This is a genomic window from Nostoc sp. ChiQUE02 (assembly GCF_034531305.2).
GTDB lineage: Bacteria > Cyanobacteriota > Cyanobacteriia > Cyanobacteriales > Nostocaceae > Nostoc.
In genome coordinates this window covers 1-15517 of the sequence record NZ_JAVRBN020000046.1, presented here as the reverse complement: position 1 = coordinate 15517, position 15517 = coordinate 1, and the positions used below count along the sequence as shown (strand labels likewise).

Sequence of the window (15517 nt, the reverse complement as noted above, 5' to 3'; positions counted from 1 at the left end):
TTTGGAAATTACAAAATTAAGTAATTTTAGGAAACAGCAATGACGACAAATATCAAAAAGCAAGAAGATTTAGGCATTTCGTGGTTGTTCCAAGAACAGTTTGGTTTTTCACAGATTCCATTAAACCAATCTTATGAAGCTTACTTTAAATCGTTGCTTGTTTGTGCTAATGGCGATGGCACATTAGCAGATGCAGAAAGAGATTGGGTGATTGGATATGCCTCTGCCTACAACCGCGACCCTGCAATTATCGAAAAACTCAAAGTTTACAAGGCTGATGAAGATTTAGAGACACTATTTAGTGGAGATCCTTTAATTATTGAAACACGCCGTTCCCTACTTCTTGATGCAATACAAGCTTGTGCTGCTGACGGCGAATATAGCGAAAAAGAACGGGCGGTAGTACTCAAAGGAGCAAAGGCACTCAATATTTCTGAAGACGAGTTGAAAAAGATTGAAGAAATCTATTTTGAGACAGTTAAACTCCGTGAAAAACGTCTAGCAGTCCTGTATCCCAAAGGTTTACCTTACTAAATCAACACTTATCTTACAAGAGATAAATTCAGTAAGTTGATTGTATTTTTCTCGGTTAGTAGTCCGTTTTATTAATTCTTTCGGGCTACCATATCCTCGACTTCTTCAATAATTCGAGGATATAACCGCCTTTTTTTTGATACTTCTACCCAAAACGATGGATATACTAATTATACTGGGTGAAATCATATTTTTAATAGTCATTTTCTCGCTATTTAACTGGCTCATTGGCATAATCTTCAAGCAGGTTACTAAATGGCTTTAATAAAAAATTATCTTTTTTTACGCAAAAATACTTAAAAAAATAAACTTGCATTTAAGGTATCAAAACTCTATTGATTTATTTCTAAAGCATTCCGGAAGCAGGAGAAAACGTCAGAAAAACTAAATAAAAGGACTTACTGAGTAACCAGGTCATGACCCACCACATAATCGGTAAATTACTACAAGGGCGTTACCAAATTGTCCAAAGCCTGGGTGCAGGTGTGTTTGGACAAACATACATAGCTGTAGACGTAGATTATCCAGAGAATCCCAAATGCGTTATTAAGCAGATTAAGGTTAACAGTTCCGAATCCGGCTACTTGGAGATGCTAAGGTTACTGTTTCTGACTGAAACTGAAACCCTGAAACTTCTAGGAAGCCATGACCAAATTCCTGAATTTATCGCCTGCTTTGAAGAAAACGACCAGTTTTATTTAGTCCAAGAGTGGATTGAAGGACATACGCTGACTGCGGAATTGCCTATTGATCGACAATGGGGGTGTCTGTGGAGTGAAAGGGAAGTTGTAGAATTCTTGATAGATGTATTAGGCATTTTGGAATTTGTTCACTCTCAAGGCGTGATCCATTGCGATATCAAACCGGAAAACTTGATTAGACGTAGTAGCGATGCCTCTGGCAAGGGCAAAGCCCTACGCAAATTAGTTCTGATTGATTTTGGCTCAATCCAGTCTATCGATTTTGGCATAGGTGCGGAATTTCCCATTTATAGAATTCCTGTCACTTCATTGGGGTACATACCGCCAGAACAATTTATTGGACAAACACAGCCCAATAGTGATATTTATGCTTTGGGTATGATTGCTATCCAGGCTTTAACTGGGTTAGAACCACTACAATTAAAAGCCGATCCTTCTACTAATGAAATTTTTTGGCGTTCTCAAAATACGCCAGTTAACGATTATCTAGCTGCTATTCTCAGCCAAATGATCCGCTACAATTACCAAGACCGCTTTCAGTCTGTGGGTGAGGTACTGCGGATACTCAAACAAATGGTCTGGGAAACTCAACCATCACAAATATTAGAAGCAGATGATCAATTTCCTCTAGAAACAGCGATTGAAGATGAGAATTCTCAAAATCCTGCATCTGGAAAATCATCACCGTTATTCACAGGGATGAAAGTAGGACTAGCAGCTAACTCTTTGTTGATGGGATTTGGTGTATATTCTTTAGTTAATACTGCACCTGCATACTCAGAGACAGATACTTTATATCAAGCAAAAAAAGAATATCAAGCTGGGGATTTACAAGAAGCGATCGCACTCGTTAAATCAATTCCCTCCCACAGCAATGTTTATCCAGAAGCGCAAGCAACAATCGAAGAATGGCAACAGCAATGGCAAGTAGCTGCACAGCAATACCAAATAGCACAAGTAGCTTTTTATGAGAGCAGATGGTCAGATGTTCTTCATGCTGCTGCTGAAGTTCCAAATATTTTATATTGGCAATCTAAAACAGATATACTAGTTCAGCAAGCATCCGTAAATATTGAAGCACAGACACAAGATTTATTAGCAAAAGCTTACGAAAGTGCCGAGATAAAAGATTTTTCTGGTGCATTAAAATATCTGCGTCAAATTCCTCCAGAAAGTCATGCAGGTGCTTTAGTTCAAGAAAAGTTAGCTGAGTACAATCGAAAGCGCCAAATTAGAGCAGCCTATTTTTTACAGAAAGCCTATAAGAAAGCATCTATTGGTGATTTTGAGCGGGCTGTAAAATTTCTCAGAAATATTCCTGAAGATACTCTAGTTTATGCTCAAGCTCAAGTCAAATTGAATGAGTATACTCAAAAGCAACGTCTGCTGGCTGACAATCAAAGGGTAGCTTCTGCAAAAAGAACAAATTCATTTGTCTCTAAAAACTCAGCGACTAGGATTGAATATCTTCAGGGAGTAAATTACCTGCAAGAGGTGAATATTCGATAGTCACAGCAATTTTTAGATGCATAAACTTGTTACATACAGCAATTTTAAAATCCGAGTAGGGGCACAATATATTGTGCCTCTATATGTGTGAGATATTCAATTAAAAATGTCTGTCAGTTCGTAGCTAGGACTTTATTCCTTGGCTTGAGTGCTTGAGCACTCACTACGAAACCCGCAAAATTAATGAGATAGAACACTAGTACATAAAAAATTAATATTTTATTTTATTAACTTTGTAAATTAAAATTTATTGCACGGGTAGTTCAATGATAAACTCTATCCCTTCAACTGCCTTGGAATGGTATGTGAGCTTGCCATGATGATTATTAACCACAATTTGGTAAGCAATAGATAGACCAAGTCCTGTTCCTTTACCGACAGGTTTTGTTGTGTAAAAAGCATCAAATATTTTTGTTTGGTTTGCTTTGTCTATACCTGAGCCATTGTCGGCAATTCTTAAAATAACTTTCTCTCCACTTGCCTCAGTTTTAATTTTAATCACACCAGGATGTTCATAAATTGCATCAAGTTCTTTATTCTTATACGTTTCTTCAATCGCATCAATTGCATTACAAATTAAATTCATAAAAACTTGATTTATTTCGCCAGGGAAACACTCAACAAGTGGCAAATTTCCATATTCTTTGATTAGTTTGATAGCTGGGTGATGAGCATTCCGTTTAAACCGATGTCCGAGAATGAGTAATGTACTTTCTAACCCTTGATGCAAGTTAGCTAGTTTCTTACCAGCTTCTCTGTGCCGCGAGAAGTTGTTTAAATATGACACAATTTCTGTAACGCGATCTGTACCAACTTGCATGGATTGAATAATTTTAGACAAATCATCTAACAAAAAGTTGAGATCGCTTTTTTGAATTGCGGTTTGAATTTCGTCTGGTGGATCGGGCAGATATTTTTGATAGAGAGAGAGTAAACTAACTACCTCCTGTACATACTGTTCAACAAAATTTAAGTTGCCAGCTATAAAATTGATGGGATTATTAACTTCATGAGCAATTCCTGCTGTCAGTTGACCTAAAGCTGCTACCTTTTCTGCTTGAATCAGTTGAGTTTGAGTCTGTTGTAATTCGGTATTTTTAGCGCTCAAGGCTTTCGTCAAATTTCTCAGCTTGAGGTGATTTTCGATTCGTACTAAGACTTCTTCATGCTGAAAAGGTTTGGTAATGTAGTCTACGGCTCCCAATTGCAAACCTTTGACTTTATCAGCAGTTTCTGAGAGGGCTGTCATAAAAATGACCGGAATATCTTGGACACGAGGATTGCTTTTTAGCTGTTTACAAGTTTCAAAACCATCTATACCGGGCATCATTACATCCAGCAAGATTAAATCCGGTAAATCATCATTTTCTAATCGCTGAAGGGCTTTTTCACCGCTGCGTGCTGCCCAAACTTCAAAGCTAGATTGATCTAGAAAGCTGGATAAAACTTGTAAATTGGCAGGGTTATCGTCAACGACTAAAATAATTCCCCTGGAAGGAGTGTAATTGATAGAATTTTTTTGGTCTCCAATAGTAGTTTTCATACTGTTTCCATTGCATATTGAGTCAAGAAATTGAGGATTAAATCTTCATCAAATTCCCTTGCTAATTGCCGTAGTTCATTAGAAAATGGCACGAAGGTTGTGTCTGTTTCCTCCAGTTGATCGGCCCACTTGAGAATGGCATTGAAGTTACCTTTACTAGCTAAGGTGACTAGTTCTTGCAACACCTGGGGGGAAGGAGGAGTTAATTGAACACTTGCTATCGTTGCTTCTTTGGCTTTTTCTGCATCAGGCTGAGACTGCTTGTAAATCCATACCAAATTTAAGTAACGTTTTAATTGATCCAATAATTCATCTACCTGTATAGGTTTGCTGAGGAAGGCGTTACCTCCAGCTTGCAGACTGCGATGTTGGTCGGCTTCAAAGACACTAGCGGAAGAGACGATAATCTTGACATTCTGAATTTCTGGAGTGTGACGCAGGTGTTTAATTAATTCAAACCCATCCATTTCTGGCATCAGCAAATCTGTAACGATCAAGTCTGGCTTGAGGGCGATCGCTATTTCTAAACCTTCTTTACCGTTGCTGGCTTCAACTACATTAAAACCCAGTGGTTGTAGTAAGTTTGTAATCACTGTGCGATTCTCCCAGCGATCGTCAACCATCAGGATGGTGTAGGGGCTACCCTCAAAGCCAATGATTTGTTTCTCTGATACAGCGATCGCAGATTGTACCCAGTCAGTTGCTTCGGGAATCTCCAATTCAAACCAAAAGCTACTCCCTTGACCGATCTGACTCTTAACATAGATATCGCTACCCATCATCTGTACTAACTGCCGAGTAATAGCTAAACCCAGTCCAGTGCCTTCAGCTTGGCGCTTTTTCTCACCTACTTGTTCAAATGGCAAGAAAATTGTGCTCAATTCTGCGGGAGTTATGCCAATTCCGGTGTCTTCTACGGTAAAGCGAAGGCGGTGTTTCACTGTTTGCCCATCACTGGGAGGTTGATCGATTACTTCAATATTGAAAGTAACCTGACCTTCATCTGTAAATTTGATCGCATTTCCCAACAAATTTAATAGCACCTGACGTAATCTTTTGACATCAACATGAACCGCCGTCGGCAAGTTGATCCCGGGTTTATAGACAAACAAAATGCCCTTTTGTTTTGTCCGAATGTGGCAGATTTCGACAATTCCTTGCAGAAAGGAGGGGAAATGCAGATCATCTGGATGCAGTTCTAGCTTTTTCGCTTCAATTTTGGATAGATCCAAAATGTCATTAATTAAAGTCAGTAGATGAGAGCCGCATTGTTCAATAATATTGACGTGATATTGCTCTTGATTCGGTAAAGCTGGGGAACGCAGCAAAATTTGGGCACAACCGAGAATGCCATTTAAGGGCGTTCGCAGTTCATGACTCATGTTGGCTAAAAATTCGCTTTTAGCATGGTTGGCTGTATCAGCTGCAGCTTTAGATTTTTTCAGTTCAGCTTGTTCAAATGCTTGCACTTGCCACAACACAGTAATCATGGTGAATGCCAGTCCACCGACAATTAAGGCGGTCAAATCGAGGAATTGCAATCGAGATTCGATATTTTGGCGAGGAATCACCAAAGCCACAGACCAATTAGCGGCTTGCAACGGCAGATAAGCTACATACTTTTTAGTGCCGTCAATTTCCATTAACTCAATTCCCTGTTGTTTGTTTACCATCCGCTGCGCGATCGCATTTAAATTGCGATCGCCAATTTTCAGCAGGCTGGGTGCAGGTTTTTCTAAGGTTGACATTAACCCCGAGTTAGGATGGACGATCGCTTGTCCTTGGGAATTGAGAGCAAAAGCATAGCTGTTCGTACCGTAGTGCAAGGAGTTGACAACCTCTGCAATGCGATCAACTCTCACATTGCCCTGAAAGGCCCCTATCGGTGAACTACTGCTAGCAGAATTTGACCAAATCGGGGTGGAGATCGCAATTAAAGGAATTCCTGTAGAACGGCTAATGAAGGGATCGGAAATGTTGCTTTTTCCCGTAATTGCTTTTTGAAAGTAATCTCGATCCTGAATATTTTTATTTGATCGACCAACTTTTGTATTGGAATATGAACCATCTGGGGTAGCTATTTGGAAAAAGAAAAATTCATTAATCCGCTTGACTTCTGCTTTTAAATAGGGTTTTGCCACAGACCAGTTTAAGGAGCTTACAGTTGAAGTATTAGCTAGGGTTTGTACCTCCACTTGGCGAAGGTGTAACCACTCCTCAATTTCAGCACCTCCTCTCTGTACCTCTAAAAAAGCGCTCTGTCTCAAATCTTTGAGCATCATATTTCTAGCGGCTTGATAGCTGAAATAGGCAGAAATACTGACTACAAGAGTAGTGCCGCCAAGAATAAATCGAATTAGTAAATTTCGTGAGGGATGATTTTTTCTGTCAGATGCCGATAGGCTGGAGTTTTGTTGTATCAAGGGTTAGCTCCTTAATCACATAGTTCGGTAAGAAGAAATTCTAGGTTATCTTTAGACTTCCCCAGAAATTACCGATGCTCACAGCTTTTGGTAAAATAAATAAGAAATTTATAGTAATGCCACTAATTAGAAGTTTTGATTTCAAAATATTCTTGAAAATCAACAAAAATTCCAATTATTGGCTATAAGTAATGTTCTTAACAATTCGTAATTACGAATTACGAATTGTTAATGTACTAGGGCCTCGTCTGCGGTGAATTAGTAGGATTAGGAACTGGGATAGTTGGCACGATTATAGGCTTTGGTTGCTCGGATTGCAGTTGAATCTGGGCTTGATTGCGGCCGTCTATTGCTTGTTGGTAATTAGGCTTGTATTTTATTGCTCGATCGTAAGAGGCGATCGCATCTTGAAACCGTTTCAAATTTAGTAGAGCATTGCCTCTGCTATACCAGCTTTCAGAATGGTCTGGTTTATAACGAACTGCCTTATTATAAGATGCGATCGCATCTTCGTATTTCTGTAAAATGTATTGTGAATTCCCCAAATTATACCAGAGTTGATAGTCATTTTGCTTAAGCGTTGCTGCTTTATTATAAGATTTTATTGCTTCTTCATAGCGTTGGTTTTGATGCAGCGACCAGCCCAAATTATACCATGCTTTATAATTTCTGGGATTGGATTTAATTACTTGATTAAAAGATTCAATTGCTTCTGGATAACGTGCTAAATTTAGCAGTACATTACCTCTCGATAACCAAGCTTGATAATAATTTGGCTGGTATTGAACAGCTTTATCATAAGCTGTAAATGCGTCTTTGTAGCGTCGCAAATTGACTAGAGCGTTTCCAAAATTATACCAAGCTTGCTCGTAGTCTGGTTTTAAATCAACGACTTTTTGGTAGGCTGCGATCGCGTCTTCATATCGCTTGGAATTCTGCAAAGCTAATCCTTTTTTGTACCAAGCTTCGTAGTTATCTGGTTTGAGTTCAATCGCTTTTTCATAAGATATAATTGCTTGGTCATATTGGTTTAAATTACTGAAAGCTTCACCCTTAGCATTCCAGACTTCTGAGTTATCATTATTTAACTGTAAAGCTTTGTCAAAAGAGGCGATCGCTTCTTGATATCGCTGTAAACTTCCCAATACAAAGCCTCGTCCGCTCCAGGCTTCAAAATAATCTGGTTTAATTTGAATTGCTCTATCATACGCCGCTAGTGCTTCTTTGTATTTTTTTAATTTATAAAGTGTTTTACCTTGACCATTCCAGCCTTGAGCATAATCTGGTCGAACATTAACGGCTTTTTCATATACTGCTAATGCGTCTTGATAGCGTTGCAAATCAAAAAGCGTATTTCCTTGTTTAGATAATTCTATGGCATTATTCGAATTAATGTGATTCAAAATAAATATTGATGCTACTCCGCTAACACCAATTACAAATATTGCTAGTAAAATTTTACCCAATATACCTTTTTTGGGTTGCGGTTTGTTTATATTCTTCGGTGGAGAAATAGGAGTTAACGCTATTGTTTCAGCAGGTGATTGTGTTAACTCTTTCAGCGCTTGTAACGCTAATGTTGCCGAAGGATAGCGTTGCCGAAAGTCGTAGCACACCATTTTATCTAATAATTGAGCGAATTCTGGCGTTACCGTGGCTTGATGATGCCAGATAATTTCATTAGTATCAGCATCTTTTGCTATTTCCTCTGGTGATAATCCAGTCAGAGCTTGAATAGCAATTATTCCCACAGCATAGATATCACTGCTTAATTTTGGCGTACCATGAGCTTGTTCTCCAGGAATATATCCAGGCGTACCTATAGCCACAGTAGCGATGGTTTGACCTTGGGGAACAATAACTTGAGTAGCAATTTGTTTAACTGCACCAAAATCAATTAAAATCAATTTGCCATCTGGTTGGCGTCTGAGAATATTTCGGGGATTGACATCACGGTGAATTACATTCTGTTGATGGACAAATTCTAAGATTGTCAAAAGTTCTTGTAAAAGTGAAATTACTTGCTCTTGACTCCAGGTTTTACCTGAAATTAATTCTTGACTCAAATCATGGCCTTCGATCAATTCCTGTACAAGATAGAACTCGGCATTCTCCTCAAAATAAGCTAAAAGTTGGGGAATGCGATCGTGAGTTCCTAATTTATAGAGAACTTGTGCTTCTGTATCAAATAAACGCCTAGCTGTCTCCAAAGTTACGGGATCGCTTGCCTGGGGTTTGAGTTTCTTAACGACACATGGAGGTGAACCGGGTAATTGAGTATCACAAGCCACAAAGGTTTCACCAAAACCCCCACCTCCCAAGTTACTAATAATTTGGTATCTTCCTACAAGTGTGTTTCCCAGCATCTTGTTTGCCTAATTAAGTGCGATGCGATCTGATTTCAATCTTGCCACACGTTAAGGGAGAGTAGGGAAGGCAGGGGGCAGGGGGCAGGGGGAGCAGGGGAGGCAGAGGAGGCAGGGGAGGCAGGGGGAAAATAAGTAATAACTAATGACAAATGACCAATGACTAATGACAAATGACAAATGACAAATCTATATGATTCCTATTAGTGATAACATTCGTTGTCGGAGTAAGCCGATTATTAATTACTGGCTAATTGGCATTAATTTGGCTGTATTTTTATGGGAACTTAAACTAGAATTTAGTGGGGAATTAGGCTATTTTATCAGTAGTTGGGGTGTGATTCCTGCTCAGATTAGTGGAGCAGTTACAAATGCTCTCTTTTTTAACTCTGCTGCTTTGATAATTGTAATTTTGCGAGTATTTTCACTAATTTCTGGAATATTTATGCACGGCAGTTTTAGCCAAATATTGGGAAATCTGCTATTTTTGTGGGTTTTTGGGAAGACTGTAGAAAATATTCTGGGGCATAGACGCTATCTCGGATTGTATCTGGCTGCTGGCGCGATCGCATCTTTTGTACAAATTTTGGCTGAACCAAGTTTGGCAGTACCATTGATTGGAGCTAATGGTGCGATCGCAGCTATTTTAGGAGCATATATTATTAAGTTTCCTAAAGCTAAAATTTACACAATTTTACCGCTTATAATCTTGTATATTCCCATCGAACTTCCAGCCTTTTTCTATATATTTTGGTGGTTTGTGCAACAATTATTTTATGGTATCGGCAGTTTAAATATCCCCCCCCTTGGCGTAAATCAATCGGGTGTTGTCTTTGTGGGGCAGGTTGTGGGATCATTAATTGGTGCGGTTTTCATGCGTCTGAAGAAATGATTGATTCACCGCTGGATACAAAGCGTTTTGTCGTTAGACATTGCTCTTAAACTCAGAGGATGTCTTTCGGCTAAAACTCCTATGTGCCTTTTGATGGATTGCATTTTTTCACTTAAAAATCCATACTCATAAAATTAGGCGATGCCTACTCTTCAAATCGGTATTGTTGAGTTATAAGTGATGTGCAAGATGCCAAATGTTGATCGAATTAACTTTAAACTCACTGATGAATTAGCAGTTCTACGGCAGCGTGTATCTGAGTTAGAGCAATCAGAACTATATTATCAACAAAGGCAAGCAGCGCTTGAAGGACAAGTAATAGAGCTAGAAAAAAAATTAGCACTTGCACTAGAATATCCCCATATTCAACAACTTGAATATGAGATCAAGTCGCATCTTGAACAAGGGGCATCCACAGGCTTCAATGTACCAACAGATATAGCAGTCACTTTAGAGCAGCTCCAACAAGAAATTGCAGAGCGGCAGCAGATAGAAGCCTCTCTGAAGAAAAGTGAAGAACGGCTCAGGTTAGCGCTAGAGGTTTCCCAGATGGGCTTATGGGATTGGAATATTGTTACCAATCAAGTCATCTGGTCGGAAAACTATGAATTGCTTTTTGGTGTGCTACCAGGTAGTTTTGACGGCCCTTACGAAACGTTTCAGAAGTGCGTTTATCCTGAAGACAAGCAATCTGTGATGCAAGGGATCGCCCACGCTTTAGAACAAAAGACTGACTACAACGATGAATTTCGCATAGTTCGAGCAGACCAAAGTGTTCATTGGATTTCTGCCAAGGGAAAATTTATCTATGACGATCGTGGACAAGCGGTGCGAATGATCGGAGTTTGTATGGAAACTACTGTGTGCAAACAGGCAGAAGAAAGTACTCGCGAACTCGCAACCCAAGTGCAAGAACAGGCAAATATTTTAAATGCGATCCTCACAGCCTCAGTCGATCATATTTACATCTTTAATCGCAGAGGTTGCTATCAGTATGTTAGTCATGATGCAGCTACTGTATTAGGCTTCAAGCCCCAGGATCTTGTCGGGAAAACTTTGCAAGACCTGGATTTTCCCGCAGACCTTGTAGAACAGGTAGATAATCAAAGACAAGCTGTCATGAAAACTGGGCAGCCAATTAAGGATGAGTGTAAATATATTACCGCTGATGGGGTGCATTATTATGAATACATCCTCACACCATTACGGAATTCTAACCAAAGCATTGAAGGCGTAATTACTGTTTCTCGCGATATTACAGAACACAAACGGGCAGAAAAGTCATTACGTGAAAGTGAAGCGCGATTTCGGCGTTTGTTTGAATCTAACCTGATTGGAGTCGCTTTTTGGAATGTGGATGGCTTTATTATTGATGCCAATGATGCCTTTCTCCAGCTAGCTGGCTACACTCATGATGAGTTTGCCATCTTAGGTAAAATTAATTGGAGAGAAATTACTCCTGTTGAGTATAAGGATTTAGACGATCGCGCCCTTTTTGAGGTGCAAACCACTGGAGTTTCCAAAATTTATGAGAAGGAGTACATCCACCGCAACGAGAAGCGAGTCCCAATTGTTTTGGGGGTAGCTTTGCTGAATGACTCTAAGGATAATGGTGTGGCTTTTGTACTGGATATTACAGATCGCAAATCAGCCGAGCAAGAATGCGATCGCCTCCTCGAACGAGAACGGAAAGCACGCCAACAAGCAGAAATCGCCAACAAAATCAAAGATGAATTTCTGGCGGTTCTTTCCCATGAACTGCGAACCCCACTCAACTCCGTTCTGGGGTGGTCAAAAATGCTGCGGACTCGTAATTTTGATGAAAAAACCACTCACCACGCCTTGGAAACCATTGAACGCAACGCCAAGTTACAGACTCAGCTAATTGAAGATTTATTGGATGTGTCTAGCATTCTCCAAGGAAAATTAAACTTGAATATCTGTCCAGTCAGTTTGGTAATGGTAGTTGAAACAGCACTAGAGACAGTACAACTAGCAGCACAAGCTAAGTCAATTCAAATTCAGACTATATTTGATCCTACTTTTGGACAAGTGATGGGCGACCCAAATCGGCTTGGGCAAGTTGTGTGGAATCTACTTTCCAATGCGGTAAAATTTACACCAATAGGCGGACGGGTAGAAATTCGATTACTGGAAGTTGGTAACCAAGCTCAAATTCAGGTCAGCGATACAGGTAAGGGAATTTTGCCAGACTTTTTGCCTTATGTATTCGATTACTTTCGCCAAGCTGATGGCACAACTACGCGGACATTTGGGGGATTAGGTTTAGGATTAGCGATCGTGCGTAAGGTTGTAGAGATGCATGGGGGAAAAGTTCAAGCCGAAAGTCCTGGAGAAGGATCGGGTGCAACCTTCACTGTTGAGCTACCACTTTTAGTCAAAAGTGAACAGATTACACCTGAAGAGAATGACTGTTTAGATTGTCAGCCTGAATCCTCGCTCTTTTCAGACACTCAAGTTTTGGTGGTGGACGATGAACCAGATATCCGCGACTTAGTTACCTTCATTTTGCAAGACTACGGTATAGAAGTAACCAGCGTATCCTCAGCACAGGAAGCATTACAAGCACTATCTGAGTCGATACCCGATGTTTTAATTAGCGATATTGGAATGCCAAAAACAGACGGTTATATGCTGATGCGTGAAGTGCGATCGCGATCGCCTCAACAAGGAGGACAAGTACCAGCGATCGCTCTGACAGCTTATGCAGGAGAAATGAATCAGCAGCAAGCACTAGCAGCAGGATTTCAAATGCATATTTCCAAACCAGTAGATCCAGATGCATTGGTGAAAGCGATCGCTGATTTGATAAAGTAGTCATTGGTCATTGGTACATACCGACTGTTTCGTGGGCGAAAAAACTTTTTTATTAAGGACTAATTCAAACCACGTTCCTTGTGGGCGTTGTATATCTTTCTATAACTTTAGTTTTGTATTGCAAGCCGAAACAATAGCATTGTTAGCCGGAACAATGGCATTGTCAGTCGATACAATAATTTCCCTTGCTAGCTTTTTCTACGGCGACGATTCCTCTAGGAGGGTGAGACACCGCTACCTCCAGAACGCGATCGCCCAAGTTTATACACTACTAACGGTACTGGTTATCCCTTTGAGAATCGCTATAAGATGAGTAAAAGGGTCTTCTACGTTTGGATGGAAATGACTGAGCAACGTGATGCTGACTCACCGTCAACTAATTCTCAGCAATTGAGTGAACCGACCGATGCAGCAACTACCAAATCGGTCGATAATTCCTGGACAAACCGCATGGGTGGTGTCTGGAACAAAGCAACAACACATCTAACGCAACTTCTACCCGTAGAACAAGTGGCACAGACAGTTGTTGAATGGTTTAGTGTGAGTGAAACTCAGGTTGCAGAGATTTTAGAGAAAGTTCGAGCCGAACTGCCAACTACTGAAGCACTGCTAATTGGTAAACCCCAAGCCGGAAAAAGTTCAATTGTCCGAGGGTTGACAGGAGTTTCTGCTGAAATTGTCGGTCAGGGATTTCGTCCTCACACACAACACACCCAACGCTATGCCTATCCTTCCAATGACCTGCCGTTACTGGTTTTTACTGATACGGTGGGACTGGGTGATGTTAAACAAGATACTCAAACAATCATTCAGGAATTAGTTGGCGATTTAAAAAAGGAAACTCGTTCCGCCAGAATCCTGCTTCTAACGGTCAAAATCAATGATTTTGCAACTGACACGCTACGACAAATTGCTAAACAGCTGCGCCAGCAGTATCCAGACATTCCCTGTCTGTTGGTAGTTACCTGCTTGCACGAGGTTTATCCTCTTGATACCGTCGATCATCCCGCCTATCCGCCAGATTATCAGGAAGTTAACCGCGCATTTGCCGCAATGCAGCAAGCCTTCGCAGGAATAACTGACCGTTCTGTACTCATTGACTTTACCTTAGAAGAAGATGGCTACACTCCGGTATTTTATGGCTTAGAAGCACTGCGAGATTCCTTGGCAGAACTACTCCCACAAGCAGAAGCCCAGGCGATTTATCAGTTATTGGATCGAGAAGAAGCTGGAAAGCAACTTGGTAATCTTTACCGAGATACTGCACGCCGTTATATTTTGCCATTTTCGATTATGTCTGCCACCCTCGCCGCTGTACCTCTGCCATTTGCCACAATGCCCGTACTAACTGCCTTGCAAGTATCAATGGTGGGTCTGTTGGGTAAATTATATGGGCAGACAGTTACTCCATCTCAGGCGGGAGGCGTTGTGAGTGCGATCGCAGGTGGTTTTTTAGCACAGGCAATTGCACGAGAGTTAATTAAATTTATACCAGGTTTTGGTAGTGCGATCGCAGCCTCTTGGGCAGCCGCCTATACCTGGGCACTAGGGGAAGCAGCCTGTGTTTACTTTGGTGATTTAATGGGAGGTAAGAAACCCGATCCCCAAAGAATTCAGTTGGTGATGCAAGAAGCATTTAAAGCCGCGCAAGAACGGTTTAAGGGAATCAAACGTTAAAACTCGAGAATCCATTTCAGCAAACACTCACTGGATTTCCCACATACCGCCCATAGGTTGCTATAGGTTGATAACCCGCAGATTCATATAATCGAATCGCAGGTGGTTTCGATATGAGATTATCTGTGTGTGGGAAACAATAAAATCATGCAAAACCGAACTTGGCAACCACCGGAATTTCTTCAACTCAACGGTGAATTTGTAACACTCAAGCCCTTAATTCCCGAAAGGGATGTGGTTAACTTGTATGCAGCTTCACACGGCACTCCTGAAAAAGAAGCCGTCTGGAATTATCTATTTTACGGCCCATTTAATCATCCTTCCACGATGAAAAACTGGATAAAAATAAACCTAGTAAGTGAATCTGACCCTCTTGCTTGGACAGTCTTTGAAAACTCAGCAAATATTCAAGTGGGAATTGTAGCATTACTTGCGATCGCAGCAAATCATGGTCGTGCTGAAATTGGTCATGTATGGTTTACTCCCGCAGTCCACAAAACTAAAGTCAATACAGAATCACAGTTTTTGCTACTTCAGCATCTTTTTGATCATCATTCCCAGGTTTGAGACTAGCCATCAAAGCCTGAAGCGGGGTGAAAAAGTGTTATTACTAACAGCCTAAGTTGGTAAGCATCGAGCAAAGTACCCATGAGTAAAGCAAGAGCTTGAAGATGCGTCTGAATCGTCGTTACATGAAACCAGCGAAATAAGGCTTAATGCGCTGGAGCCAAAAAAAGGCACAGGATAAAGAGTTGGCAAATACTGTATTGACCAATATGCACTTCCTATAAACCCGGCGAATAGTATCACTTCTATTGGTACATAGTGTGGTCATTCGGAACGATATAACCTCTCGTATGCTCTCAGGTGGTCGAATTCCTGAGTAGGTGCTAACCGTATGCAGCGAGCAGGAAAGATTAAGTCAGAAGCGAATGTCTGGGGTAATACCCAGAATATGGGGTAGATATAGCGAGCGTGTCATGAGGGGCAAGATAGCCTGAAAGTTTTGCTGTATATGCTTTTCAATTATTAGT

General features: G+C 40.6%; 10 protein-coding genes. 7 read left to right on the top strand and 3 right to left on the bottom strand.

Annotated elements, in window-relative coordinates:
* Positions 1–39: 39 nt before the first annotated feature.
* Together RM347_RS29650 and RM347_RS29645 are read left to right on the top strand one after the other, a co-directional pair.
* Positions 40–534 carry a hypothetical protein gene (locus tag RM347_RS29650; protein ID WP_322715977.1) on the top strand — a complete coding sequence of 165 codons (495 nt, stop codon included), beginning with the start codon at positions 40–42 and terminating at the stop codon, positions 532–534.
* Between the two features lie 416 nt (positions 535–950).
* Positions 951–2744: a serine/threonine-protein kinase gene (locus RM347_RS29645; RefSeq protein WP_322715976.1), complete on the top strand. Its 1794-nt coding sequence runs from the start codon at positions 951–953 to the stop codon at positions 2742–2744.
* A gap of 247 nt (positions 2745–2991) precedes the next feature.
* Here RM347_RS29645 and RM347_RS29640 read toward each other — a convergent pair whose 3' ends face one another.
* The 3 genes from RM347_RS29640 to RM347_RS29630 form a co-directional block, all read right to left on the bottom strand.
* Positions 2992–4287: a hybrid sensor histidine kinase/response regulator gene (locus RM347_RS29640; RefSeq protein ID WP_322715975.1), complete on the bottom strand. Its 1296-nt coding sequence runs from the start codon at positions 4285–4287 to the stop codon at positions 2992–2994.
* On the bottom strand, positions 4284–6710 hold the full coding sequence (locus tag RM347_RS29635) for a hybrid sensor histidine kinase/response regulator (protein WP_322715974.1): 2427 nt from the start codon (positions 6708–6710) through the stop codon (positions 4284–4286). The genes RM347_RS29640 and RM347_RS29635 overlap by 4 nt, the downstream gene beginning before the upstream one ends.
* Positions 6711–6946: 236 nt before the next feature.
* A complete protein-coding gene (locus RM347_RS29630) occupies positions 6947–9076 on the bottom strand; it encodes a tetratricopeptide repeat protein (RefSeq protein WP_322715973.1) in 2130 nt (709 codons plus the stop codon).
* Positions 9077–9269: 193 nt separating this feature from the next.
* Here RM347_RS29630 and RM347_RS29625 point away from each other — a divergent pair, with 193 nt between their 5' ends.
* The 5 genes from RM347_RS29625 (at position 9270) to RM347_RS29605 (ending at position 15050) form a co-directional block, all read left to right on the top strand.
* A complete protein-coding gene (locus RM347_RS29625) occupies positions 9270–9968 on the top strand; it encodes a rhomboid family intramembrane serine protease (protein ID WP_322715972.1) in 699 nt (232 codons plus the stop codon).
* A 189-nt stretch (positions 9969–10157) separates the two neighbouring features.
* Positions 10158–12806 (top strand): hybrid sensor histidine kinase/response regulator, encoded by a 2649-nt coding sequence (locus RM347_RS29620; RefSeq protein WP_322715971.1) that lies wholly within the window; start codon positions 10158–10160, stop codon positions 12804–12806.
* A 118-nt stretch (positions 12807–12924) separates the two neighbouring features.
* Entirely contained in the window at positions 12925–13119 is a 195-nt protein-coding gene (locus tag RM347_RS29615; RefSeq protein ID WP_322715970.1) for a hypothetical protein, read from the top strand.
* Between the two features lie 29 nt (positions 13120–13148).
* Positions 13149–14483, top strand: a complete 1335-nt coding sequence (locus RM347_RS29610) for a GTPase family protein (protein ID WP_322715998.1) — start codon at positions 13149–13151, stop codon at positions 14481–14483.
* A 147-nt stretch (positions 14484–14630) separates the two neighbouring features.
* Positions 14631–15050 (top strand): GNAT family N-acetyltransferase, encoded by a 420-nt coding sequence (locus tag RM347_RS29605; protein ID WP_322715969.1) that lies wholly within the window; start codon positions 14631–14633, stop codon positions 15048–15050.
* Positions 15051–15517 lie beyond the last annotated feature (467 nt).